We start from the raw sequence: 25854 nt of genomic DNA, 5'->3' as shown, positions 1-25854 counted from the left end.
GGAATGTCGAGATCAATCTTGCCGACATTCCGATGCTTTTTTGTATACGATTGCGGCAGCGTGGTATTCAAGCAATCTTCCGGGCGGAAACGCGGCCCATGGGGTGAAGCGAATGGACGCGGAAAGGCGCGCCCGGCTCATCCTCGATGAAAAGCGCAAGGCTGGAGAACTGCAAGGACCGGGTCAGCAACGGCTCGAAAACCTTGCGCACTGCCCGCTCGATCCTCTGGGTGCTGGAAGCTTCCACACCGCCCGTCAGCGACATCTGGAACCGGAACTCGTCCATCACATGCGGGCTGCCCCAGCGATGCAGATTGGTGAGCTGAGAGGCCGAAAGCCGGTCGGGATCCGCCCGCTCGATTTCCGCCTCGGAAAGCGGCGCACGGTAGCGGTCGAATTCCTGCACCACGCGGGCGGCAAAAAAATGCAGCACTTCGCAGGGACGCTCGGGAACAAGACTGAAGACATTATCGTGCCTTGCCACCACCAGTTGTGGCAACATGAAAGGATCCTGCCTGCCGGAAAAATACATCAGGTCCCGCAAAAGCGCTGCTTCGGAATGGCCTTCGGCAAGGCGGAAGGGAGCCTTGATCGTGCCATGGAAACCATACCGGCGCGGCAGGGCCGTATGGTAGGAAATCTCCTGCATGCCGAGGTCGATCGTGCCGGGCGGCTCCACCGCCTGACCGGAATAGACATCGCGCCCCAACCACGCGGCGGCCGCCTGCGTCAGGGGGTCATTGGGGGAAGGCGTGAAATGAATGGCGTATCGCATGCGCTGTCACCTCGCCGCAAATGCGGACAAACCGGCCTCTTTGCAGGCCAGCAGATAAGTGATTTGCGTGACAGATTAACGACGTGGGCGGCCTGATCAGAACTTTCTAAAGTCCGCGACGGCAATACTCACGTGTTGTTGAAGGTGAAAGCCCGAGGGGATGACAGGCGTGTGACCACACACGGTCTGCAACGCCGCATCGGCAAGAAAATGTGCAAGACCGAAGCTGACCTTGAAGCCGCCGGTCAGCGCAACGATCCTCGGATGGCCGGGGATCGCGCCCACCATCGGGTCCCTCCCCACCGCCTTCGGCCGCAGCCCGGCCCAGCGTTCCAGCACCGGCGCGCCGGTAAGCGAGGGAACAACGGCAGACGCGTCGGCAAGCAGTTTTTCGAGCTTTTCATCGGTACTTAAGGGATCGGAAAAACAATCTTCGCTGGTACTGCCGATCGCAACGGTGCCGTCTTCATGCGGCACGATATAAAGACCGTTCAGGAACACGACCGGCATCGCCGGGTCGACCGCCGCCTCAAGAAGCGCCGCCTGCCCCTTCACCGCCTGCCCGAGTGTAACGCCCGCCTCCAGACCGAGAGCATCGCGGATCAGGGGAAAGGACCCATGGCCGCTGGCAACAATGACATGGCCGAAAGAAACTTCGTCGCCCGACGACAGCACCGCCCGCCCGGCTTCAGCGTCAAGCGAAAGGACGCGGCAAGCCTGCGCCAGCCGCACATGCCGCGTCTTGCCAAGAAAAGCCGAAAGAAGGGCGATCATCGCACGCGGCGAGACCCGCGCCGCCAGCGTATCGAACACGAAACCCGCCTCACCCGCCGCATCATCCACCCAACCCGCGACCGAAGGGCTGTCGCCGACATGCCAATGGAACCGGCGCTCACCCGACACCCAGTTCTCCAGCGCATCCCGTTCGTGTCGCTCGGCAATGGCGCGCAGATGCGGCTTCGGCAGCGGAATGATCCGGCCTGAGCGGCGGTAGCCCGCGGAAAGCCCGGTCTCCGCCTCCAGCCCGGCGATCTCCTTTTCCAGCGCAACGAGGGCATCAAACTGGAACTGCTTCTTGTCCGACCAGCGGTCCGGCATATGCGGCATCAACGCGCCCAGCAGCCCGCCGCTGGCGCCGCCGCCGGGGCGATCCGCCTCCACCAGCAATGTCTCGATCCCGAGCCGCTCCGCCTTGACGGCGGCCCATAGCCCCATGATGCCGCCGCCGACGATGAGAAGCGGCACGGAAGCCGGCAATCTTGGAGATTGACCCTGTTCGAAAGCGGGATTATCGGCTTTAGCCATGAAACATTCCAACGACACTATCACAGATGCTGGCCCAGAGACTGGGGAAGCCCCCACCGCGCTCGACTGGCGTGACGGGGATATGCCCTATTCACTGGCCTTTGACGACCATTTTTATTGCCAGACGGATGGCCGGCTGGAATGCGGCCATGTCTTCCTCTCCGGAAACGGCCTGCCAGAGCGTTGGCTCGAACGGGAGGGCACCTTTCGCATCGGCGAACTGGGCTTCGGCACCGGGCTTAACCTCTGCGAGACATGGCGCCAATGGAAAGAGATGCGCAATGGCCGCTCCAGTCTGCATTTCATCTCCTTCGAACTCTATCCGATGAAGGCGGAGGAAATCGACCGGGCGCTTTCCCGATGGCCGGAAGTGGATGCCGAACGCAAGGCGCTCACCGCGCTCTGGCCTGCCGAGCCGAAAGGACGGGTCGAAATCCAGCTCGATGACGAAACGCAGCTGACGGTGGTTTGCGGCGAGGCGCTCGCCGGCATTTCCGCAAGCGCGGAAAGTTTCGACGCCTGGTTTCTCGATGGCTTCGCACCCGCGCGCAATCCGGACATGTGGTCGCTGGAGATCATGCAGGCGCTTTTCGCAAAGACGACGCCGGGAGGCACATTCGCCACCTATGCCGCCGCCGGCTTCGTTCGCCGCAACCTCATCGCCGCCGGTTTTGAGCTGGAGCGCCGGAAAGGATTTGCCGGGAAGCGGGAAATGCTCTGCGGCACCAAACCCTTGGGCTGACGCCAGGCAGAAGCATGTTCCAGTTGGAAAGTCAGACGCCCGGCGCGTCGCGGCGCGGCATTTTTTCGCCCAGCCATTGCGCGATCTTGTCTTCAAGCGTTTCCGGGCTGATGGGCTTCGACAGATAATCATCCATGCCCGCCTCAAGGCATAGTTCCCGATCCGCCTCCTGCGTATGGGCGGTAACGCCGATGATCGGCACATGCCTGCCGTCAGCCGCGGTCTGTTCTGCCGCGCGGATGGCCTGCGTCGCCTGATGCCCGTTCATGACCGGCATCGAGACATCCATCAGGATGATGGCGGGATTTTTCTCCTGCCACGCCTGTACGGCTTTCTTGCCATTACCGACGATCAGAAAACGCAGACCCGCCTGCTGCAATATCTGGGTGAAAACAATCTGGTTGACATCATTGTCCTCGGCCACCAGCACATCGACAAGGCTGGGCCGATGCCGCGCCGGCGCCGCCGTTGATATATCAGCCCGCTGTTTCCTCTCGACGGCGCCGTTTTCCGGCCGGATGGCGTCCTCACCGCGGCCTGCCTCACGCGGGGACGGAGCCTGCCGGGCGCGCTTCAGCCGCACATCCCGCACCACATCGAACAGGGTGGAGCGCAGGAGCCGCGCCCGCGCCGGCTTCATCAGATGCGCCTGCACGTTGAGATCGGTAAAGAGCGTCTCGTCACCAACGACATCCATGGAGGTCAGGAAAACAATGGCGATGTCGTCAAAGCGCGCATCCGCGCGGATGCGCTCCACCACATCCAGCCCGTTCATGACGGGCATATGATAATCGAGGATGATGGCGTCGAGGGAAAAGCCGAGTGATGCCGCCTCCTGCAGCACGGCGATGCCGGAAGGCCCGTCTTCCACCGCATGGCCGTCTACGCCCCAGCTTCTCAGCTGCTCCGTCAATATACGGCGATTGACATCGTTGTCGTCAATGACGAGCACACGGATATCGTCGATCGCCACGGAAAGAAGCGAGAGGTCGCGCTGTCTCTCGGTCACCTGAAACGGAATATTGACCTCGAAGGCCGATCCCTTGCCGACGTCGCTGACGACATTGATCGCGCCGTCGAACAGACCGACGAGGCCGACCGTGATCGCCAGCCCCAGCCCCGTTCCCTCGTGCCGGCGCGTCGCGGAGCCATCGACCTGGCTGAACTTGTCAAAGATGGTTTCGAGCTTGTCGGCCGGAATGCCGATGCCGCTGTCTTCGACGCGCAATGACAGAATGGCCTCGGACGCTTCCGCCGAACGCGCCGAAAGCTCGACCAGCACATGCCCCATTTCCGTGAACTTGACGGCGTTTCCAACGATATTGGTGACGATCTGCCGAAAGCGCCCGGCATCGCCGATGACCTTGCCGAAGACAGAAGCATCGATCCGGACGATCAGCTCGATGTCCTTTTCCAGCGCCGCCGAGGACAGCAGCGACACCACATCCTCGACCGCCTCCGCCGGATCGAAAGGCACGCTGCGCAGCTTCATCTGCCCGGCCTCGATCTTCGAGAAATCGAGAATATCATTGATGATCGTCAGAAGCGCATTGCCTGACTTGACGATGATGTCGGTAAATGTCTTCTGCCGCGTATCGAGATTGGACTTGGCCAGAAGCTCCGCCATGCCGAGAACGCCATTCATCGGCGTGCGGATTTCATGGCTCATATTGGCCAGGAATTCCGATTTGGCCCGATCGGCCGCTTCCGCGCGTGACAGCAGCCGCTGTAATTCCTCTTCACGCAGCTTCATCTCGGTCACATCGGTAACGATGATGAGCCAGTAATTGCCGGAACTGTTGGTGGCTTCCAGATTGAGCCAGCTTTTGCCGGCGACATGGATGAGCCAGGAAAACGGCCGGTTGGCGGCGATATTCTCCCTCCAGGCGGCAAGCGTCCCGGCCGCTTCGTCAGCCGTGCCGAAATCCCCGCGCCCGGCGCAATGGGCGAAGAAACCCGACCAGTTGCAGCCCTTTTCCAGGAGATGCGGCGGCACGTCGAACATGCGCGCCATCGCCTCGTTGGACATGATGATCGTGCCCTGCTCGACCAGCACCAGCCCCTGCGCCATGGCGCGTGTGGAGCCCTGCATATATTCGCCGACCCGCTCCAGTTCGGCCTTCGCCTTGCTGATCTCGACATCGCGCATGCGCACATCGGTGACATCGGCATAGGTGCTGAGGATTTTCCCGCCTTCGAGCCGGGTTTTCGAAATGACGGTGACCTTGCCGCTTTTGCTGCGCACCTCGCGCGGTGCAAAGACCTCCTCCTGCAGAAGCCGCTGCACCCGCTCGCCATAGACCTCATCGAAAGGTCTGTCGCCATAGTCATAAAGGCCGCTGTCGAAATTCATCTCCATGAATTCGCGATAACTTTTGCCGACAAGCGACTTCTCGCCGCCGATCTCGCCCCAGACCTCGTAGAAGAACGGATTGACATATTCGATGACAAGATCGGCGCTGAGCAGCAGCACGCCCACCGGCAGGGCATGGAGAACCGCTTCGAGCTGGCGGTGCAGCGCCTCAGCCTCGGCCTGCGCCGCAATCAGCGCCTTTTCCCGGTCCTGCAACAGGCTGGCGTCGGTGACCGAGCCCACCAGATAATATTCATCGTCAGGCGTCGCCACCCGGCCGAGCCTTGTGATGACGGGAACGACCCTGCCATCGGAAAGCGGAACGCTTCCCGTCTTTTCAACGGCCTCTCCGGTTCGCAGAATATGCTCGTTTTCCCGCTGGAACTGCGGGCCTTCCTCCGGAAAAATCTCGCATTCGGTCTTGCCGATATGGTCGGCGAGGCTGCCGCCCAGATATTTCTCATAGGCCGCATTGGCAAAGGTCAGCCGCCTGTCCTGGTCCCTCAGGAACACGCCGACCGGCAATTGCTCCAGTGCGGCGCGCAGAAGCCATGTCTCGCGGATCTGCGTGCTCAGAAGCGTCTCATGCGCCTTGAACTCGGTGACATCCACCCGCAGCCCGACAAGCATGCCGTTTTCCAGCCGCTTGTTGACCATACGCACCCAGCGGCCATCGGCAAACTGCTCCACCCTTTCGAGATAGGGCAGGGAAAACTCCCGCAACTGCTCCTGCATCCACCCTTCGAACGCCGGATCGTCTTCTTTCGCCTCGCGGTAGCCGCTCGAAAAATAAATGGCCCTCATCAGCGTCTCGAGCGGGACGCCGGCCTTCAGTTCGACACCGAGGGCGCCGTAGAACTCCCTGAACCGGGCGTTGCAGTAGACCAGCCGGTTTTCGCGGTCATAAATCACGATACCCGCATCAACGAGATCGATCACGCCGCTGCCAAACAGCAGGTCCGAAGCGCTGCCGGCGTCCGGAAAAACCTCCACGACGGCGGACGGCATGTCCTCGAACACTTCGAACAGGAACAGATTGCCGTCATCACCGGTGAAACGTTCGCAACGAAGCGTGTATGGCCCGGACGAAGCCGCGCCATGGCAGGCGATCATCTCATCCGTGGCGAAGACCAGCGAGCGGCGCTCCCTGTCCTCCCGCTCGGCATCGCGAATATCGGCGGAAAGAGAAAGGCTGGTATATCCTTTGAACGCCCCGGACGGGCGTCCCATGACCCGGCCATAGGCGGCGTTGACCGCGACATAGCGTAGCTCGCTGTCCTTGATGCACGCGGGCAGGTCCAGGGCGGCAACAGCCCTGCAAGCCTTTTCCAGCAACCCGCAGCCTTCGGTCAATCGATACTCCACACCCTGCAGTCCATTCTTGTCGAATCAAATAGTTCCGGACGCCGTCGCAAAAACGTTATGTGAGAAAATCGATCTTTGCTATGTATCCAAGGGCGCCGTTACCCTTTTTTAACCATAATTCTTCGCTTGCGCCTGTGCCGTCGCGGCAATCGCCGGCCACTGCGACGCATGGCTGCCATGCGCCCTCCTGCGGCCGTGTTACAAAACTATCGCTTGACTTTGGCGCACAAAACGCCCACATGCCCCTCAAGCTTTCACCTTTGGCAGCCGCGTGAGCTGCAGCGTATGACCGGAGAACTTCCTTAGAATAAGGAAACTGGCCCGCATGAAGGAAAAGCGCAGAGAATACAGAAGACGGCATGTGCCGCACTGATGCGCAGAAAGTTATTCCAACCCACAAGTTCCCAATTCACGCGGGGTTCTTGACGCCGAGACCACCGGACAGCAGCCCTGCTCCGGATGAGTTTGTTTTGGCGCCCCGAAAGGCATTATATTGACCAGTTTTAGCGAACTCGGCCTCTCCGAAAAGATCGTGGCCAGCGTTACCCAGCTTGGCTATACGACCCCTACGCCCATTCAGGCAAAGGCCATTCCGCTGCTGCTCGAAGGCCGCGACCTGATCGGCCTCGCACAGACCGGCACCGGCAAGACCGCCGCTTTCGGCCTGCCCATCATCGAAATGCTGATGAAGCAGGCGGACCGCCCGGCAAACCGCACCTGCCGCACGCTCATCCTCGCCCCGACGCGCGAGCTGGTGAACCAGATCGGTGAAAACCTGCGCTCCTTCGTGAAGAAGACGCCGCTGCGCATCAACCAGGTGGTTGGCGGCGCATCGATCAACAAGCAGCAGCTCCAGCTCGAAAAGGGCACGGACATTCTGGTGGCGACACCCGGCCGCCTGCTTGATCTCATCGCCCGCAACGCCATCTCGCTCTCCAAGGTCACCTATCTGGTGCTTGACGAAGCGGACCAGATGCTCGATCTCGGCTTCATCCACGACCTGCGCAAGATTTCCAAGATGGTCCCGGCCAAGCGCCAGACGCTGCTGTTCTCGGCCACCATGCCGAAGGCGATCGCCGATCTGTCGCATAATTACCTGACCGATCCGGTCAAGGTCGAAGTGACGCCTCCGGGCAAGGCTGCCGACAAGGTCGAGCAGTACGTGCATTTCGTCGCCGGCAAGAACGACAAGACCGATCTCCTGAAGAAGTCGCTCAATGAGAACCCGGATGGCCGCGCCATCGTTTTCCTGCGCACCAAGCACGGCGCCGAGAAGCTCTACAAGCATCTCGAGCATATTGGCTTCAAGGTCGCCTCCATCCACGGCAACAAGAGCCAGGGCCAGCGCGAGCGGGCGCTGAAGGGCTTCAAGGATGGTGAGATCAAGGTACTGGTCGCAACCGACGTCGCTGCCCGCGGCATCGACATTCCGGCCGTGACGCATGTCTTCAACTATGACCTGCCGGAAGTGCCTGATGCCTACGTCCATCGCATCGGCCGTACCGCCCGCGCCGGCCGCGACGGCATCGCCATCGCGTTTTGCGCACCGGACGAAACCCGCCTGCTGCACGATATCGAAAAGCTGATGAAGATCGATATTCCGGTCGCATCAGGCGAACGTCCGGCCGGTCTCGCCAGCCCGACGCGCCCGAACAACAACCGTGGCGGCCGCAACAATAATGGCGGCCAGCAGCGCGGCCCGCGTGAAGGCGGACGTCACAATGGCGAATCCCGCCCGTCCCGCCACCATGCACCGCGCGATGCCGACAACGATCTGGAAGTCACCTCGGACTTCAAGCGCGTAAAGCAGGCGGAAGGCGATGCAGGCCGCCCGGCCGGCCCGCGCAAGCAACGCCGCCCGGCCCGCAAGCCCGGCGGCAGCGGCGCCAACCGCCACGCCCCTGCTGGCGGCAACGGCCAGGAAAAGCGCGCTTCCGGCAACGGCCATCGCGGCCGCAACCGCTAAGTTGCACGTAGTGGATTAAGGACGCCCGGCATTGCCGGGCGTTCTTCTCCCCGCCGGGGAGAAGGTGGCCCGAAGGGTCGGATGAGGGGGTAACGTTGCCGTATCTCACCACCCTTGCCCCCTCATCCCGCTGCCGCGACCTTCTCCCCGCCGGGGAGAAGAAACAAGCGGCACGCACTCGCCAATAATCAAGCCCCGCAGCCACAGCCGGCCAGCGGGGCTTTTCTTTGCCCTCACCCGCCCTGCGCGACCGGACGACGCCTTGACGGCAGGGTCATGGCCAGCACACCGGCAATGACGCAGACAAGACCCACCCACATGGCAGGCGTCGGCATTTCCCCCAGAAACGCCATGCCGATGGCGACGCCGACAGGCACCCTGAGATAGGCCTGCGAGGTGGTGCCAACCGAACCGAGCGTCTGCATCAGCCGGAAATAGATCATGAAGGCGAGCGCGGTCGAAAAGACGCTAAGGCACACCAGCGCGGTCATTGACGCCGCCGAAGGCGACAATGTCCAGGGCCGGTCGACAATCAGGCTCACAGGCAACAGCAGGACAGCACCGCAGATGAGCGAGCCGGCGGCTGGCATGATCGGATCAAGCCCTTTGAAATTTTTACTGAAAATGGCCGCGCAGGCATAGGAAAAAGCGGCCGTCAGCACGGCGAGCTGGCTCCATATCGCCTCCCCCGCACCGCTTAAGGCCTCTACGCCGATGATGAGGCACACACCCGTCATGCCAGCGATGGTGCCAAACAGCTTGCGCCCGCTGACCGGCTCATGCCGGATGACGAGCGCCGTGAGAAGAAAGGTGAAGATCGGCGTCGTCGCATTGAGAATGACGGCGAGACCGGCATCGATGCTCTGTTCCGCCCAGGCAATCAGCGTGAAGGGCAGAACGCTGTTAATGCAGGCCTGAATGAAGAACAGCCGCCACGTCGCAAAATCCGTGGGCAGGCGCAGCCCACGCAGCCGGATCACCACGTAGAGCAGCAGCCCGGCAATCAGCGTGCGCAGTGCGATGAAGGTGATCGGCGGCATCGTCTCCACCCCGATCTTGATGAAAGTGTAGGATGCGGCCCACAGCGTGGACAGCAGGGCGAGAAACAGCAATTCGCGGGCAATGGGGTTCTGGGAGGTCACGGATCGATTTTCCAACTGCGTTCAGGATTGCGCGTCCTTAACCTGAAAACAAGCATCTATGCTTCGGCCGCGGCCGAAGTTTCAATCCTTTTCAAAAAAAGAAGCTCCGCATGGCGTGACCATGCGGAGCGTCAGTAAAAGAGATCGATGACAGGTCGGGCAGATCAGGCCCGGCGCTCATCCACCGAGAAAGCGCCCGGACCGGCAACAAACAGATAGAGGAAGATGAAGCAGAACAGGATGGCGGCGTCACCACCGTTCAGGGCCGGGAAGAAGTTGCTCGGCGCATGCGCCATGAAATAGGCGACCGCCATCTGGCCGGACAGGATGAAGGCGACCGGGCGTGTGAACAGGCCGATCAGCACGAGAATGCCGCCGACGAGTTCCAGAAGCGCCGCCACCAGCAGCATCGTCGGCAGGGAGCCATCCATCTGCGATGCCGGAAAACCGAACAGCTTTTGCGTTCCATGCGAAATGAAAAGCAGCGCCGTCATGATGCGCAGCGCCCCGAGCGCCTGCGGGCGATAGCGAGAGAGAGAGTCGAAAGTTGCCATGTTCATGTGTCCCCGTTGAAGTGGTGCCGCGCTCGATACAGCGCATTTAAGCCTTTATGGATACACGTCTCGAACACCGGAAATCACGTTTCCGATATAGCAGAACTCCCTTAAATACCCAAAGGGAGCCATTCTACACATGGTTGATTTTCCAGCATAAAATTGGCCTTCCGCCGGAAAAATCAACCCAAGGGTACAGGCATTTTCTTGCGTGGAAAAGGTGGAAAAATCCGCCTTTACGTCACGCCTGCAAGACGACGACCTTCGAACCCACCGGCACGCGGCTATAGAGATCGATGATGTCGTGGTTCAGCATGCGGATGCAGCCGCTCGACATGGCGTGGCCGATGGATTGCGGCTGGTTGGTGCCATGCAGGCGGAACATGGTGTCGTTGCCGCCGCGATAGAGGTAGAGCGCGCGTGCACCGAGCGGATTGCTGGGGCCACCGGGCATGCCGGCGGCGAATTTCAGATTGCGCGGATCACGGCGCATCATATTGGCGGTCGGCGTCCAGGACGGCCATTCCGCCTTGCGGCCGATATAGGCATCGCCCTTCAGTGCAAGGCCCTGCCGGCCGACGCCGACGCCGTAACGCATGGCGCGACCATCGCCCAGAACGTAATAGAGCCGCCGGGCCGGCGTATCCACCACAACCGTTCCGGCCGGGTGATGGGTGTCATAGGTGACTTCCTGCCGGCGAAGCTCCGGCTTGACCTTATCGAGATGCATGGCGGGAAGCGGGAACTTCTCCTCCGGCTTTGCCGCATAATTCAGCCTCTGCTGGCCGATGCCGGTATTCGCGCAGCCGGCCAGAAACAGCGGCAATCCGAACAGAACACCACGACGTGAAATAGACATGTAACCCCCGCCAAATCTTTGGATTAACGAGAGGTATAATTTTATGGTTAACAAAGCCCTAATATGCGGTTGTAGTAATTAACGCGCAACAACCGCTGTAGCAGGTTTGCGGTTGGCGAGATAAACCCCCGTTACCGCCAGAACAGTGCCGGCAATCATGGCTGGCGTCAGTGTTTCGCCGAAAAGCAGCGCGGCTTCCACGGCCGCAAGCGGCGGCACGAGATAGATCAGCGACGCGGCCCGCGAGACCTGCCCGCGCCGGATCAGATAAAGAAGCAACGCCACGGCGCCGATGGAGATCGCACCCACGGACCAGGCGAGCGTGGCTGCAAGGCCGAGGCTCCAGTCCACATGTCCATCCTCCAGCAAAAGCGCGAAGGGAACGGTGACAAGCAGCGCGCCAACATATTGCAGCGTTGCCACCGCCATGATGTTTCCGCCATGGACATATTTCTTCTGGTAGAGGGTGCCATAGGTAACCGACGTCATGCCCAGCACATTCACCGCCACGGCGTAAAGCGGCACGGAGAGGCCAAATGCGCCCGTCGCCATGACCTTCGGCAGCACGGCAATGGCGATGCCCACAAATCCAAGCAATAGGCCCGCGCGCTGCAAGGGCGAGATTTTCTCGCCGATCATGTAGCGGGCAGCCACCGCCGTCATCAGCGGTTGCAAACCGGCGATGATGCCGCCGATCGCCGCCGGCACGCCCTGCCCGATCGCCCACCAGATCATGCCGAGATAAAGACCGTGCAGGAAGACGCCGGACAGGATCGCCCGGAAAAGGTCGACGCGCCGCTGCGGCCACTGGATGGAGGATACGCGGCAGATCGCCCACAGCAGCGCTCCTGCCAGAAGATAGCGCAGACAGAGAAAGGTGAGCGGCTCGGTATAATAGACAGCATATTTGGCGGTGACCCAGCCGGTCGACCAGAGAAAGACGAAGATGGCCGGAGCCAGACGGTCGAGCGACATGGGAACATCCATTATGCCACATGATGCCCGTAACCGGACGCGGTGCGGGACAGGCGGCGAATTGATATTTCTGCGGCTTCACGCAAACCGGCGAATGATCGAACCGGGTGTTAGCATGGCGGTATCCGCATCCCGCCCAAAGGTCAAAGGCGTTTTCGTGATCGCATCTTTCAGATTTTCTGATGCGACGCCGGATATTGATCAGCCGAAAGCGAACGAACAAAATTTATGCATTCGCCCACAGCGCACACAGCGCCGCCACCCCATTACACCCCTCGTCACCGCGCAACCAATTTGCCGATGCCGCATTTATAGGCTGAAACCGAAAAAACGCTTCTTTTTTAAAACTCTAGGGCGGTGAAAAATCTTCTCGGGGAGGCCTGCATAGTTCTTGCATTGCATTTGGCGTTGTATTCATATGGCAAAAAAGGGGACATCGAAGTTGGCATTTGACGAAATGATAAATGCGGACGACACGCCGCGAAGCCCATATGAAAACTATAACGAGTGGTATAGCCGGCAGGACAGGGCTCACCTGATCCAGAAATCAAAAGACGCGGAAAACATCTTTCGGAAAACCGGTATTACTTTCGCAGTCTATGGCCATGCCGATAGTTCAGAAAAACTGATCCCCTTCGATATCATCCCGCGCATCATCTCCGGCCGCGAGTGGCGCAAACTGGCCCAGGGCATCGAACAGCGCGTTCTCGCCCTCAATGCTTTCCTCGACGATATCTACCACAAGCAGGAAATCATCCGCGCCGGGCGCATTCCCCGCGAAATCATCGAGAAAAACGAAGCCTTCCTGCCGGAAATGATCGGCTTCACCCCACCCGGCGGTGTTTATACCCATATTGTCGGCACTGACATCGTCCGCACCGGCGAAGACCAGTTCTACGTTCTGGAAGACAATGCCCGCACCCCCTCCGGTGTCAGCTACATGCTGGAAAACCGCGAAACCATGATGCAGATGTTCCCGGAACTCTTCCATGAAAACCGGGTGCGCCGGGTGGAGGATTACCCCTATCTGCTGCGCCAGTCACTCGCTTCGCTCGCACCGCCCGGCTGTTCCGGCAAGCCGCGCGTCGCGGTGCTGACGCCCGGCATCTATAATTCCGCCTATTACGAGCACTCGTTCCTGGCCGACATGATGGGCGTGGAACTGGTGGAAGGCTCCGACCTGCGCGTCATGGACGGCAAGGTCAAGATGCGCACAACGCGCGGATATGAAGCCATCGACGTGCTTTATCGCCGCGTCGATGATGATTTCCTCGATCCGCTGACTTTCCGGCCGGATTCGGCGCTCGGCGTGCCCGGCATCATGGATGTCTATCGCGCCGGCAACATCACCATCGCCAATGCGCCCGGCACCGGCATTTCCGACGACAAGGCGATCTATTCCTACATGCCCGAGATCGTCGAATTCTACACCGGCCGCAAGCCGCTTCTCGAAAACGTGCCGACCTGGCGCTGTTCGGAGCCGGACAGCCTGAAATACGTTCTCGACAACCTTGCCGAGCTGGTCGTCAAGGAGGTCCACGGTTCGGGCGGTTACGGCATGCTCGTCGGCCCCACCGCATCGAAAAAGGAACGGGCGCTTTTTGCCGAAAAGCTGAAAGCACGCCCCTCCAACTATATTGCGCAGCCGACGCTGTCGCTGTCCACCGTGCCGATCATGGTGAAAAACGGCATTGCGCCGCGCCATGTCGATCTGCGTCCCTATGTGCTTGTCTCGGACAAGGTGCAGATCATTCCCGGCGGCCTGACCCGTGTTGCCCTCAAGCAGGGCTCGCTCGTGGTCAATTCCAGCCAGGGCGGCGGCACCAAGGATACATGGGTACTGGAGGATTAAGCCATGCTGGGCAGAACGGCAAACGGGCTCTACTGGATGTTCCGGTATATCGAGCGCGCTGAAAACATCGCCCGGCTTATCGATGCGGGCCTGCGCGTTTCACTGACACGCAGCGGCAGCGGCGATGAGGACTGGGACGGCGTGTTGCAAAGCGCCGGCGTGCACGACGAATTTCTCGAAACGCGCGAGAAGGTAACGGCGGCGAATGCGATCGACTATCTCCTGCGAGACAAGGCCAACCCCTCCAGCGTCATGTCCTGCATCGAGGCGGGCCGCAACAATGCCCGCATGGTGCGCACGGCGCTGACGCGTGAGACATGGGAAGCGACAAACGAATTCTGGATCGAGCTGAAGAACATCCTCGGCCGCAAGCTCAGCCACGCCGAGCTGCCGCAGACCATCGATGTCATCAAACATCGCGCCGGCTTGGTGCGCGGCGCTTTCCACGGCTCGATGCTGCGCAACGATCTCTATAATTTCTCCCGCATCGGCACCTTCATAGAGCGCGCCGACAACACCGCCCGCATTCTCGATGTCAAATATTACGTGCTGCTGCCGGCGGTGGCGCATGTGGGGTCGTCGCTAGACAATGCGCAATGGGAATCCATCCTGCGCTCAGTCTCGGCCCACCGCTCCTATGGCTGGGTCTATGATGCGGAATACAAGCCCTCCAACATTGCCGACTTCCTCATTCTCAATGGCCGCATGCCGCGCTCGCTTGCCTATTGTTATGAAAAGATCGCCAGCAACCTCAACTACATCGCCGAGGACTACAGCGAGAGGCACAAGGCGCATGACACGGCCGAAAGCATTCGCGACAGCCTGCGCACGACCACCATCGGCCGGGTGATGGATGAGGGCTTGCACGAATTTCTGGAGAGATTTGTCAACCGCAACGGCCAATTGGGACAGGAAATCACGGAAGGCTACCGCTTCTATCAATAAGCGCGTGGACGGGGACAGCTTATGCGTCTGAAAATCACCCATACGACGGAATATGTCTATGACGAGCCGATGCCCTATGCGTTGCAGCGGCTGCGCCTGACACCGCAGACCGGCCCGAGCCAGACGGTGGAGGACTGGGATGTCTCTGTCGATGGCGCCACCGTCGAAGTGACCTATGACGACCATTTCGGCAACCGTGTCGCGCTGGTGGAAACCGAAGGCCCGCAAAAGCGGGTGAAGGTCGTGGCAAGCGGCACGGTGAGCACGCAGGACAAGGCCGGCGTGTTCGGACACCACATCGGCAACGCACCGCTCTGGCTATTCCTGCGGGAAACACCGCGCACCAAACCGGGAAAGCTGGTACGCGAACTGGTGAAGGTGAGCGTGGGCGAAACCGAGCTTGCCCGCCTGCATAACCTCATGGAGAATATTCACGGCAAGGTGGACTATGTTCCCGGCTCGACCGACATCGAAACCACGGCGGAAACGGCGCTGGAAGCGGGCAAGGGCGTCTGCCAGGACCACGCCCATATCCTGATTTCCGCCGCCCGGCTGATGGGCCTGCCCGCGCGCTACATTTCCGGTTATCTGATGATGGAGGAGGTGGAGGAACAGACCGCCACCCACGCCTGGGCCGAGGTGTATCTTCAGGGGCTGGGCTGGGTGGGCTTCGACGCCGCCAACAATATCTGCCCCGACGACCGCTATGTCCGCATCGCATCCGGCCTCTGCTACCGCGATTGCGCGCCGATATCCGGCATGCGTATCGGCCCGGCGGGCGAGACGCTGAGCGTGTCTGTCACCGTGCAGCAGTCGCAGAGCCAGTCACAGAGCTGAGATGATGTCCGGCAAGGACGACGATACAATCGGCTTCTATACCGACAATGCCGCTGCCTATACATCACGGGGACAGGCGGCGGACCGCCCGCATCTGGAAACATTTCTGGCGCGCTTGCCAGAGGGCGCAAGCATCCTCGAACTCGGATGCGGCGGCGGGCAGGACAGCGAATTCATGCTGGCCGCCGGTTTCGATATCCACCCCACCGATGGAACGCCTGACATCGCGAAAGCGGCGGAAATCCGGCTCGGCATTCCCGTCAGGACATTGCTGTTCGAGAATATCGACGAGCGTGAGCGATATGACGGCGTCTGGGCCAATGCCTGCCTGCTGCATGTGCCCCGCCCTGCCCTGCCGGGCATTATCGACCGTATCCACACGGCGCTGAGGAAGGGCGGTGTTTTTTATGCCAGCTTCAAGGCGGGAGAAGCGGAAGGACGCGACATGTTCGGCCGATATTACAATTACCCGTCGAAGCCCTGGCTGGAGGAGGTTTACGGACAGTTTGACTGGACGGCGGTGGAGATCGAGGCGCGGCAGGGCAGCGGTTACGACAATCTCCCGACCGCATGGTTGCATGTGACAGCAACGAAATCCTGATCCGGCGCGACAAGTTGGCGGTTGCGAAACCCCTTCCCACCCGGTTTAATCTCCGCATCGATTTGAAAGCATGATCCGGCTTCCGCCCGCGGGAGGAAAGCCGGCCGGGAGACGGCCTTGTACAGCATTTCCGACTATCGCGACTGCCAGTCGCATGGACCCGTCATCGCCGAGCGGGTCTGGACGGCATGGTGGCAGGATAGCGGTCTTCAGGTGGGCGACGTCGCCGAACACCTGAAAGACATGACCAACCCCCATACGCTGCCCACCGGTTTCGTTGCCCATGACGGCGACGACTATGTCGGCTCCGCCTTCCTCATCCATTGCGATCTGGAAGAACGGCCGCAATATCTGCCCTGGGTCGCTGCCCTTTGGGTGGAGGAAGATCGCCGGCGCTCAGGCGTGGCACGGGCGCTCATGCAGGCGGCGACACAAAGGGCCGCCGAACTCGGTCACGAGACCAGCTATCTCTGCTGCCAGCGCGATCTCGAAACCTATTACACCGGTTGCGGCTGGACCGTTCTGGAACGTGGTGTCGGCAAACACGATCTGACGGTGCTGACCTACAGCGCGAAAATTTAAAGCCGTCTGTCCCCGCGCCGGACAGCCCATGGACTACCGGAGGAAACCATGCGCCCACCAGCCGCCCTTATGGAAACCGCGATTTACGCCGACGATCTCGATGCCGCCGAAGCTTTTTACCGGGATGTCTTCGGGCTGGAAGTGGTGCGCAGGCTGCCGGGGCAATTCATCTTCTTCAGATGCGGGCAGCAGATGCTGCTGATCTTCGACCCGCAGCAATCCCGCCGGGCCGATCCCGACAATCCCATCCCGCGCCACGGCGCGGTGGGGCAAGGCCATTTCTGTTTTTACGCGAAGGACAAGTCGGAAGTGGACGGCTGGAAGGCTCGTTTCCAAGCGCTCGGAATTCCCGTCGAGCACTATCACCGTTGGCCTAATGACAGCTATTCCGTCTATATCCGCGATCCGGCGGGTAATTCGGTGGAGGTTGGGGAAGGCAAACTGTGGGGGTTCGGATGAGGCAAGCGCCTGAAAGTTACCCGACGCGAAAGGGACAATGGGATGAAAGAGCTATCATCTTGCGTCATCCTCGGGCTTGTCCCGAGGATCTATCCACGTCGCGTAAAATCAATCGGTCGCAGATCCTCGGGACAAGCCCGACGATGACGTCGAGGGAGGGATGACCCACCCCCGACCATTCCACACACAGCCCGCAGATCAAATCTGCCGAACAGTGATCTCTTCTTCCGCATCAACGGCCAGCGGGTTCTTCAGCGGCAGGCCGAAACCGGCGGCCTCAATCTCGAAGACATCGCCCGCTTCCGGCTTGATGCCTTCGGCAAAAGAGAGCGTCGCCGTTCCGAACATGTGCACATGCACGTCGCCCGGTGCGCGGAACAGGCCGTATTTGAAGTGGTGGTATTCAAGGTTCGCAAAGGTGTGGGACATGTTGTCCTCACCCGAAACGAACGGCTTTTCAAAAATCACCTTGTCGCCGCGGCGGATGCGCGAGGTGCCGCGAATATCGGACGGCGGAGCGCCGACGCGGATTTCCGGGCCGAAGCTTGCCGGGCGCAGCTTGGAATGGGCGAGGTAAAGATAGTTGATCCGCTCGGTGACGTGATCGGAAAACTCGTTCGAGACGGCAAAACCGATGCGCACCGCCTCACCCTTGTCCGAGATCACGTAGATGCCGGCCATTTCCGGCTCTTCGCCGCCATCGAGCGCGAAGGACGGAGAGGTGAGTGCCGCGCCGGGCGCCGCCGCCACATGGCCGTTGCCCTTGTAGAACCATTCGGGCTGAACGCCCTTTTCGCCGGCCTTGGGCTTGCCGTTTTCGAGACCCATGCGGAACATCTTCATGGAGTCCGTCAGGCTTTCCTCGGCGGCTTCCGTGGTTTTCTTGTGCATGCTGTCACGGGTCGCGGCGGAGCCGAGATGCGTGAGGCCCGTACCGGTCAGATGCAGATGCGCCGGATCGGGATGGGTGATCGGCGGCAGGAAGCGACCTTCGGCATAGGCCTTTTCGAGATCGACAGCGTCGCCCAGACCATGGGCGGAAATGACATCGGCAAGGCTCTTGCCGCCATTGGCGGCTTCCATGGCGAGTGCATAGACCGAGTCCGCACCTTTGACGGCCTGCGCCTGTCCGCCTTCTTCGCGAACCGCTACGGTGATTTTGCCACTGGCATCTTTGATCTGTGAAATGAGCACGGGATTTCCTTCCTCCGGCGCAATGCGCCTTGTCTCTTCTACGCGGCACATAACGCCTGCATCTTATGAAAGTGGCCGGAAACCGGCCACTTTTTTGACTGCGATAGGGTTGGGACCGATCAGCCCTTGTTCTTGTTGTAGACGTCGAAGAACACGGCGGCGAGCAGCACGAGGCCCTTGACCATCTGCTGGAAATCGATGCCGAGGCCGACAATCGACATGCCGTTGTTCATGACGCCCATGATGAAGGCGCCGATGACCGCGCCGGTGATCTTGCCAACGCCGCCGGAAGCCGAAGCACCGCCGATGAAGCAGGCCGCGATCACATCGAGTTCGAAGCCCACGCCAGCCTTCGGCGTCGCCGAATTGAGGCGGGTCGCGATGATCATGCCGGCAAGACCGGCCAGCACGCCCATGTTGACGAAGGTGAGGAAGCTCAGGCGTTCGGTATTGATACCGGAAAGCTTGGTCGCCTTCTCGTTGCCGCCCATGGCGTAGACGCGGCGGCCAATGGTCGTGCGGCGCGTCACGAAGCTGTAGAGCGCAATCAGAACCAGCATCACGATCAGAACGTTCGGAAGACCGCGATAGGTGGACAGCTGGTAACCCAGGAACAGGATGGCGCCGGAGATCAGCAGATTCTGAACGATGAAGAAACCGAACGGCTCGACGTCGATGCCATGCTTCACGTTCACCACGCGACGGCGCCAGGCCAGATAGAACAGCACGACCGTAATCAGCAATGTCAGGATCATCGAGGTGGTGTTCAGACCTTCGATACCACCGATATCAGGCAGGAAGCCGGTGCTGATGATCTGGAAATCGGTGGGGAACGGGCCGATGTTCTTGCCGCCAAGCACGAACAGCGTGAGCCCGCGGAACACCAGCATGCCCGCCAGCGTCACGATGAAGGACGGAATGCGGTGATAGGCGATCCAGTAACCCTGGGCAGCACCGATGACGCCGCCGATGACGAGACAAATCAGCGCCGCAAGAAACGGGTTCATGCCCCATTGCACGGTCAATATGGCCGCAATCGCGCCGACGAAGGCGACGATGGAGCCGACCGAAAGGTCGATATGCCCGGCCACGATGACGAGCAGCATGCCCAGCGCCATGATGACGATGAACGAGTTCTGCAGGATGAGGTTGGTCAGGTTCACAGGGCGGAACAGGATGCCGCCGGTGTAGAACTGGAAGAAAACCATGATGGCGACGAGCGCGATCAGCATGCCGTATTCGCGGATATTGGAGCGAATATACGACCCGACCGAGATGACGTTACTTTCTTCGTTTGTGGTGTTTGCCGAACTCATGAGTTCTTCTCCCCTGAGCGCATGATAGCGCGCATGATGCTTTCCTGGCTCGCCTCTCCCTTCGGCAATTCAGCGACGATGCGGCCTTCGTTCATGACGTAGATGCGGTCGCAATTGCCGAGCAGTTCGGGCATTTCCGATGAGATCATCAGAACGCCTTTGCCGTCGGCAGCGAGCTGGTTGATGATGGTGTAGATTTCGTATTTCGCGCCGACATCGATACCGCGGGTCGGTTCATCGAGGATCAGGACATCAGGATTGGAGAACAGCCACTTGGAGAGCACAACCTTCTGCTGGTTGCCGCCCGAAAGATTGACCGTTTCCTGGAAGATACCCGACGAGCGGATGCGCAGGCGCGTGCGAAAATCGCTCGCCACCTTCATTTCCTTGATGTCGTCGATGATGCTGGCATTCGATACGCCGGCCAGATTGGCGAGCGTGGTATTGTGCAGGATGTTGTCGTTGAGCACGAGACCGAGATGCTTGCGGTCTTCCGTCACATAGGCGAGACCGGCGTCGATCGCCTTGCGCACGGTGCTGACGTCAACGGGCTTGCCGTCGATCAGCACTTCGCCGCTGATCTTGTGGCCATAGGACTTGCCGAAGACGCTCATCGCAAATTCGGTGCGCCCTGCCCCCATCAGACCAGCGATGCCGACGACTTCGCCCTTGCGCACGGTGACATTGATATCATGCAGAACCTGGCGGTCACGATGCTGCTGGTGATAGGCGTTCCAGTTCTTGACTTCGAGAATGGTCTCGCCGATCGGCACATCGCGCGGCGGATAACGATCTTCGAGATCGCGCCCCACCATGTTGCGGATGATGACATCCTCGCTGATTTCTTCCTCGTGACAGTCGAGCGTCTTCACCGTCATGCCGTCGCGCAGCACGGTGATCTGGTCGGCCACCTTGCGCACTTCGTTGAGCTTGTGGGTGATGATGATCGACGTCATGCCCTGCTTGCGGAATTCCATCAACAGGTTCAGCAGCGCCTCGGAATCGCTTTCGTTGAGCGAAGCCGTCGGCTCATCAAGGATGAGCAGCTTCACGCTCTTTGACAGCGCCTTGGCGATTTCGACCAGCTGCTGCTTGCCAACGCCGATATCGGTGATCAGCGTCTCCGGCGATTCCTTCAGACCCACCTTCTTTAGAAGTTCGCGGGTACGGTTGAAGGTCTGCTGCCAGCTGATGACGCCGTTCGAAGCGACCTCATTGCCAAGGAAGATGTTTTCCGCAATCGACAGGAGCGGCACGAGCGCCAGCTCCTGGTGAATGATGATGATACCAATATCTTCACTGTCGTTGATGGCGCGAAAATTCCGCACTGCGCCTTCATAGTGGATTTCGCCCTCATAGGTGCCGGCGGGGTAAACACCGGAAAGGACCTTCATCAAGGTCGACTTCCCCGCGCCGTTCTCACCGACGAGTGCGTGGATCTCACCCTCCTTAACCTTGAGGTTGACGTTCTCAAGCGCTTTCACGCCCGGAAACGTCTTGGTGATGTTCCGCATTTCGAGAATGGTATTGGCCATATCGCAATCCAGCGCCCGATTAATTCCGGCGTTTTTATTTTTATGGAAAAACGGGGATGACGCCAAGTCATCCCCGCATGTGTCTTCAGCTTATTTCAGCTGGTCTTCCTTGTAGTAACCGCCATCGACGAGAACCTGCTTGTAGTTCTCCTTGGTAACGGCAACCGGCTTCAGGAGGTAGGACGGAACGACCTTGACGCCATTTTCATAGGTCTTGGTGTCGTTAACTTCCGGCTCCTTGCCCTGCAGAACAGCGTTGACCATGTTCACGGTCACCTTTGCGAGTTCGCGGGTGTCCTTGAAGATGGTGGAATACTGTTCGCCTGCAATGATCGACTTGACGGAGGGAACTTCAGCGTCCTGACCGGAAACGACCGGCAGCGGCTGGTCCTTCGTGCCATAACCAACGCCCTTCAGCGAGGAGATGATGCCGATGGACAGACCGTCGTAAGGCGACAGAACAGCGTCAACCTTGGCGTCGGTGTAATAAGCGGACAGAAGGTTGTCCATGCGGGCCTGGGCCGTTGCCGGATCCCAACGCAGCGTGCCGACCTTGTCCATGCCCATCTGGCCGGACTTCACGACCAGCTTGCCGCTGTCGATGTAGGGCTTCAGGACAGACATTGCGCCGTCATAGAAGAAGAAGGCGTTGTTGTCGTCAGGAGAACCGCCGAACAGCTCGATGTTGAACGGACCCTTGCCGTCCTTCAGGCCAAGCTTGTCGACAATCGAAGTCGCCTGCAGAACGCCAACCTGGAAGTTGTCGAAGGTTGCGTAGTAGCTGACGTCGCCGCTGTTGCGGATCAGGCGGTCATAAGCGATGACCTTGATGCCCTGCTCGCCAGCCTGCTTCAGGACGTCCGACAGCGTCGTGCCGTCGATCGATGCGATCACGAGAACCTTGACGCCCTTGGTGACCATGTTTTCGATCTGGGAAAGCTGGTTCGGAATATCGTCATCGGCATACTGCAGGTCGGTCGTGTAACCGGCTTCCTGAAGCTGCTTTACGATGTTGTTGCCGTCATCGATCCAGCGTGCGGACGACTTGGTCGGCATGGCGATACCAACGGAACCCTTGTCCTGCGCGAAAGCCGGCGCTGCGAAAGAAGCAGCACCGATGGCACAAGCCGCCATCAGCGAAATAATGGACTTCATTAACTCTCTCCCTTGAGCCCTTCTCTGGAGCCCGCATGCTGCGGTGCACCATGAAATTCATGCCGTCAGAGGAAGAAGCCGCGTTGCGCTCATTCCGTTTCGCACATGCGAAATGGAACAGCTGCCGCTCCTCCCCGGCATTCCGCAAATTGTTCTGAATCCATATAACTGTCAAATAGAATAAATCAGTTTCCATATATCAATTATGATATATTAAATCGATACAAAAACCGATGAGGGGTATAAAACCACGAATGAACAACCAAAAAGTGTATGAGCAGGCGCAAACAACAGAGGCCCTTTTCGTCTTTGAGGACAACCCTTTGCTGCGGGCCGGATTGAAGATGAGCCACCTGCGCATGCTGGTCATGATCGAGGAGCACGGGCAGGTCAGCGCAGCGGCGGCCGCGATGAACATGACGCAGCCAGCAGCCTCGCGCATGCTCGCGGAAATGGAGGCGATCGTCAAATCACCCCTTTGTCAGCGGGCCTCGCGCGGCGTGGTGCTGACGAAATTCGGCGAGGCGCTGACGCGCCGGGCCCGCACCATCTTGTTGGAACTGCGCGAGGCGAGCCGTGAACTGAACCAGATGAAGTCGGGCAGCGGCGGCTCGGTCTATATCGGCGCCGTCACCGCGCCCGCCATCAGCCTCGTGGTTCCCGCCATAAGGCGCGCCATGGACACCTATCCCGGCATTGAAATCAACGTGCAGGTGGAAAGCAGCAACGTGCTGGCGCGCGAACTGCTGGCCGCGCGCCACGATTTCATCATCGGCCGCATTCCCGATGATTTCGACCCCGGCCTCTTCTCCATCCATGAAATCGGCATCGAGCGCGCCTGTCTTGTCGTGCGCGAAGGCCACCCCCTGCTGCGCGGCGAGCCCGTGACCCTGCAGGATCTCTCCGGTTACGACTGGGTTTTCCAGCCGCCCGGCGCGCTTTTGCGCAGAACCATGGAGGATGTCTTCCTAACGCACGGCGTCACCATGCCCCGCAACATCATCAACACGCCCTCCATGCTTTTGACGCTCGCCCTGATCTGCAACACCGATGCGATTGCTCCGATCGCCCAGGACATGGCCGAATTCGTTGCCGGCCAGCAGGCGGATATCGGCCGGACCCGCATATTGCCGACGGATTTCGAACTCGTCGTGAAGCCCTACAGCATCATCACCACCAAGGGCCGGGTTTTGCCGCCCAGCGCCCGCCTGCTCTACGATCTGGTTCTGGATGAGAGCCGCAAGCTGACCGGCCCGTGACGGCGGCAAGCCAGACACCACCTTCATGATCCATAAAGGCCGGATAGTCAGACCGGCGAGGGAAAAGCCGCATGCTCTTCGGACAATCCGTCTTCCAGTCGGTTGTTGAACGACTGAAACTGGAAAAAGAAGAAGAAAGCGTGGAGCCGCCACCGCCGGCCGGTCATCGTATTGCCGGTTTCAGCTCGGGCTTTGTCATCGATACGCATATTGAAACGCCGCCACCGGCGAACGGCAATCTCGATGCCTATCTCGCCTTCATGGCTGAACCCGCGCCACCCGCGGAACCTCAACCGGAGCCCGAGCCGGAAGCGATGCCGGCCCACCTCGAAAAGACCTCGCTTGCCGATGTCTCCGCGGAACTGGCGATCCACGACACCGACACGGCCGCAACGCTTGCGGAAAAGCGCCGCGCCTTTGCCCGTCTCAATCATCCCGACCGGGTGAAGCCGCAATTCCGGCATAATGCGACGCTGCGCATGACGGCGGCCAATCTCCTGATCGACCAGGCGATCCGGATGCTGCGGATGCGGGAGCATTTCCGGTGAAAATGCCGGGCCGTCTTATCTCGGGTAATATATAAAACGGGAGATAGGCGGCGCTTCAGCCCGCATCGTTCTTATCGGTGGGCGCGCTTTCGGCGGCGGGCTCATCCGTGCCGTTCCCGCTTTTGGCGGCATCGCTTGCGGGTTTGAACTTCAGCAGCAATTCATAGGCCGCATAAGCCCCAATGCCGGCTACGATGGTTCCCCAGAAAAACTCGCGATTGACGAATTCGATGACGGCCCAGGCGGCGCAAAAGCCGACAATGAGCAACCGGACCCACAGGGGACGATAAAGCGGATGACTCGTATCGATATTCAGCATGGCGTTCCAGTCCCGGGCCTTTCCAGTCGATCGCATGATTGCGGCTCCGCGCCACAAGACGTGAAGATGCTTATGCGTCTTGGCGGTTTCACAGAAAAATTGCAACGCAATTCGGCCCGCCGCCGCTCAGGCTGCCGTGAAAGACCAACGGGAAGATGGTAGCCGATGTCGCAGACAATGGACTACAGGCGCAGGCCGCACCCCGCAGCCGCCCGGCACTACTCTGATTGCCCGACGCTCTCTTCGACGGTTCAGTCGCGCAGGCGTCCAAGCAGAGCCAGAAGCTGATCGCGGGCCTTCTTGCCGCCGATCCGGTCGATCAGCTTTTCCTCACGGTCCCGCCAGGTATTGGAAAGCCGGTCGAGAAGGCTGCTGCCTTCCTCCGTCATGTCGAGGAAATGAACGCGCCTGTCCTCTTCCGATTTGCGGCGGACAAGCAGCCCCTTCTCTTCCATGCTGTCGACGATCGCAACGAAATTGGCCCGCTGTATGCCGAGCGCTTCAGCCACATCGCTCTGTTTGAGGCCCGGATTACCGCCGACGATGACGAGCACGGAAAAATCGGCGGGCCGCAATCCCTGCTCGGCCAGCACATCGGCAAAGCCATTTGCCACGGCAAGTTGCGAGTGCCGCAAATGATAGCTGATCGCAGTCGTCAGCAACCCATAGTCGATCGCCGTGATGTGCGCCGCTTCCGCGCTGCCGCTTTCGGCCTTTTCCGCCCGCGGCCCGTTGCTGTGTGCCAATCGCAAAGCCATCCGATCCCCCGCCTGATTCGTTCCTTTACCTTGCCGAAATCATAACCGACAACGTTGCGAAACTGTATCCCAAATAAATGTAGATGATACTAATATTGTATAATAATTTGACAGTTAATCGCCGGCGAAGCAACCACGGACTCCGGATCGCGGTTGGCAAAACAGAAAAAGTATGACTATTTACCCACCAATTTTGAGGGGCTAAAATCGACTCCCGCGCCGTGTTTGAAAGGCATTGCAGCAATCCTGCCGCCACTTCGGTAATGGGGCAGGACAACGGTCCGGCTCGGCGATAACATACTACTTATAAGGGAAAATCTATTCCGGTAAAAACACAATACGCCAAACGACGTAACACCCCGCCGCCACGCAAAAGCGTGCGACGACCTCACAACAGGCCCCCACACCCGGCCCCGCCCGAAAACAGGCAACCTTTCGCAAATCTTTGATTTTTAGAC

General features: G+C 59.8%; 23 protein-coding genes. 10 read left to right on the top strand and 13 right to left on the bottom strand.

The genetic code is table 11. The features are described from left to right. Positions 1–67 precede the first annotated feature (67 nt). Positions 68–775, bottom strand: coding sequence for a DUF1045 domain-containing protein (locus tag CFB10_RS12935; protein ID WP_020011455.1), 708 nt, complete (start codon positions 773–775; stop codon positions 68–70). 96 nt (positions 776–871) lie between these two features. Next, positions 872–2080 (bottom strand): FAD-binding oxidoreductase, encoded by a 1209-nt coding sequence (locus CFB10_RS12930; protein WP_026363889.1) that lies wholly within the window; start codon positions 2078–2080, stop codon positions 872–874. Here CFB10_RS12930 and mnmD point away from each other — a divergent pair. Beyond that, complete coding sequence (gene mnmD / locus CFB10_RS12925; RefSeq protein WP_020011457.1) at positions 2079–2822, top strand: tRNA (5-methylaminomethyl-2-thiouridine)(34)-methyltransferase MnmD; 744 nt, start codon at positions 2079–2081, stop codon at positions 2820–2822. The genes CFB10_RS12930 and mnmD overlap by 2 nt on opposite strands. Before the next feature lie 31 nt (positions 2823–2853). On the opposite strand, the gene CFB10_RS12920 is transcribed toward mnmD, so the two are convergent. Next, positions 2854–6528 (bottom strand): response regulator, encoded by a 3675-nt coding sequence (locus tag CFB10_RS12920; RefSeq protein WP_020011458.1) that lies wholly within the window; start codon positions 6526–6528, stop codon positions 2854–2856. Between the two features lie 505 nt (positions 6529–7033). On the opposite strand from CFB10_RS12920, the gene CFB10_RS12915 reads away from it, so the two are divergent. Further along, positions 7034–8506: a DEAD/DEAH box helicase gene (locus CFB10_RS12915; RefSeq protein ID WP_020011459.1), complete on the top strand. Its 1473-nt coding sequence runs from the start codon at positions 7034–7036 to the stop codon at positions 8504–8506. A gap of 233 nt (positions 8507–8739) precedes the next feature. Here CFB10_RS12915 and CFB10_RS12910 read toward each other — a convergent pair whose 3' ends face one another. The 4 genes from CFB10_RS12910 to CFB10_RS12895 all read right to left on the bottom strand — a co-directional run bounded on the left by CFB10_RS12910 (position 8740) and on the right by CFB10_RS12895 (position 12036). Further along, positions 8740–9648 carry a DMT family transporter gene (locus tag CFB10_RS12910; RefSeq protein WP_026363890.1) on the bottom strand — a complete coding sequence of 303 codons (909 nt, stop codon included), beginning with the start codon at positions 9646–9648 and terminating at the stop codon, positions 8740–8742. Between the two features lie 164 nt (positions 9649–9812). Continuing rightward, a complete protein-coding gene (locus tag CFB10_RS12905) occupies positions 9813–10202 on the bottom strand; it encodes a DoxX family protein (RefSeq protein WP_003520528.1) in 390 nt (129 codons plus the stop codon). A gap of 241 nt (positions 10203–10443) precedes the next feature. Continuing rightward, positions 10444–11061 carry a L,D-transpeptidase gene (locus tag CFB10_RS12900; protein WP_026363891.1) on the bottom strand — a complete coding sequence of 206 codons (618 nt, stop codon included), beginning with the start codon at positions 11059–11061 and terminating at the stop codon, positions 10444–10446. Positions 11062–11139: 78 nt separating this feature from the next. Next, the gene (locus CFB10_RS12895; protein ID WP_026363892.1) at positions 11140–12036 is read right to left on the bottom strand and encodes a DMT family transporter; all 897 of its coding nucleotides are present in this window, start codon (positions 12034–12036) and stop codon (positions 11140–11142) included. Positions 12037–12478: 442 nt separating this feature from the next. Here CFB10_RS12895 and CFB10_RS12890 point away from each other — a divergent pair, with 442 nt between their 5' ends. From CFB10_RS12890 to CFB10_RS12865, 6 genes are all read left to right on the top strand, one after another. Beyond that, positions 12479–13888 (top strand): circularly permuted type 2 ATP-grasp protein, encoded by a 1410-nt coding sequence (locus CFB10_RS12890; RefSeq protein ID WP_026363893.1) that lies wholly within the window; start codon positions 12479–12481, stop codon positions 13886–13888. Between the two features lie 3 nt (positions 13889–13891). Continuing rightward, the gene (locus CFB10_RS12885) at positions 13892–14833 is read left to right on the top strand and encodes an alpha-E domain-containing protein (RefSeq protein WP_003509488.1); all 942 of its coding nucleotides are present in this window, start codon (positions 13892–13894) and stop codon (positions 14831–14833) included. 21 nt (positions 14834–14854) lie between these two features. After that, complete coding sequence (locus tag CFB10_RS12880; RefSeq protein WP_020011466.1) at positions 14855–15670, top strand: transglutaminase family protein; 816 nt, start codon at positions 14855–14857, stop codon at positions 15668–15670. A gap of 4 nt (positions 15671–15674) precedes the next feature. Next, positions 15675–16271, top strand: a complete 597-nt coding sequence (locus CFB10_RS12875; RefSeq protein WP_020011467.1) for a bifunctional 2-polyprenyl-6-hydroxyphenol methylase/3-demethylubiquinol 3-O-methyltransferase UbiG — start codon at positions 15675–15677, stop codon at positions 16269–16271. A gap of 117 nt (positions 16272–16388) precedes the next feature. Further along, positions 16389–16853 carry a GNAT family N-acetyltransferase gene (locus CFB10_RS12870; RefSeq protein WP_020011468.1) on the top strand — a complete coding sequence of 155 codons (465 nt, stop codon included), beginning with the start codon at positions 16389–16391 and terminating at the stop codon, positions 16851–16853. A gap of 48 nt (positions 16854–16901) precedes the next feature. Next, positions 16902–17312, top strand: coding sequence for a VOC family protein (locus CFB10_RS12865; protein ID WP_026363894.1), 411 nt, complete (start codon positions 16902–16904; stop codon positions 17310–17312). A 198-nt stretch (positions 17313–17510) separates the two neighbouring features. Here CFB10_RS12865 and araD1 read toward each other — a convergent pair whose 3' ends face one another. The 4 genes from araD1 to chvE form a co-directional block, all read right to left on the bottom strand. Then, a complete protein-coding gene (araD1, locus tag CFB10_RS12860; protein ID WP_026363895.1) occupies positions 17511–18506 on the bottom strand; it encodes a 2-keto-3-deoxy-L-arabinonate dehydratase AraD1 in 996 nt (331 codons plus the stop codon). 119 nt (positions 18507–18625) lie between these two features. Further along, a complete protein-coding gene (gguB, locus tag CFB10_RS12855) occupies positions 18626–19822 on the bottom strand; it encodes a sugar ABC transporter permease GguB (RefSeq protein ID WP_020011471.1) in 1197 nt (398 codons plus the stop codon). Then, a complete protein-coding gene (gene gguA, locus CFB10_RS12850; RefSeq protein WP_020011472.1) occupies positions 19819–21357 on the bottom strand; it encodes a sugar ABC transporter ATP-binding protein GguA in 1539 nt (512 codons plus the stop codon). Before gguA ends, gguB begins: the two co-directional genes overlap by 4 nt. 90 nt (positions 21358–21447) lie before the next feature. Then, entirely contained in the window at positions 21448–22512 is a 1065-nt protein-coding gene (gene chvE, locus CFB10_RS12845) for a sugar ABC transporter substrate-binding protein ChvE (RefSeq protein WP_020011473.1), read from the bottom strand. A gap of 254 nt (positions 22513–22766) precedes the next feature. Here chvE and CFB10_RS12835 point away from each other — a divergent pair, with 254 nt between their 5' ends. Both CFB10_RS12835 and CFB10_RS12830 read left to right on the top strand, forming a co-directional pair. Continuing rightward, a complete protein-coding gene (locus CFB10_RS12835) occupies positions 22767–23771 on the top strand; it encodes a LysR family transcriptional regulator (RefSeq protein ID WP_020011474.1) in 1005 nt (334 codons plus the stop codon). A gap of 71 nt (positions 23772–23842) precedes the next feature. Beyond that, positions 23843–24319, top strand: coding sequence for a hypothetical protein (locus CFB10_RS12830; RefSeq protein WP_020011475.1), 477 nt, complete (start codon positions 23843–23845; stop codon positions 24317–24319). Positions 24320–24374: 55 nt separating this feature from the next. On the opposite strand, the gene CFB10_RS12825 is transcribed toward CFB10_RS12830, so the two are convergent. Beyond that, positions 24375–24638: a hypothetical protein gene (locus tag CFB10_RS12825; RefSeq protein WP_003509467.1), complete on the bottom strand. Its 264-nt coding sequence runs from the start codon at positions 24636–24638 to the stop codon at positions 24375–24377. Positions 24639–24889: 251 nt separating this feature from the next. Further along, positions 24890–25396, bottom strand: coding sequence for a MarR family winged helix-turn-helix transcriptional regulator (locus CFB10_RS12820; RefSeq protein WP_026363896.1), 507 nt, complete (start codon positions 25394–25396; stop codon positions 24890–24892). Positions 25397–25854 lie beyond the last annotated feature (458 nt).

The organism is Agrobacterium sp. 719_389, from assembly GCF_900188475.1.
Classification (GTDB): domain Bacteria; phylum Pseudomonadota; class Alphaproteobacteria; order Rhizobiales; family Rhizobiaceae; genus Agrobacterium; species Agrobacterium radiobacter.
This window is presented reverse-complemented; position numbering and strand designations above follow the sequence as displayed.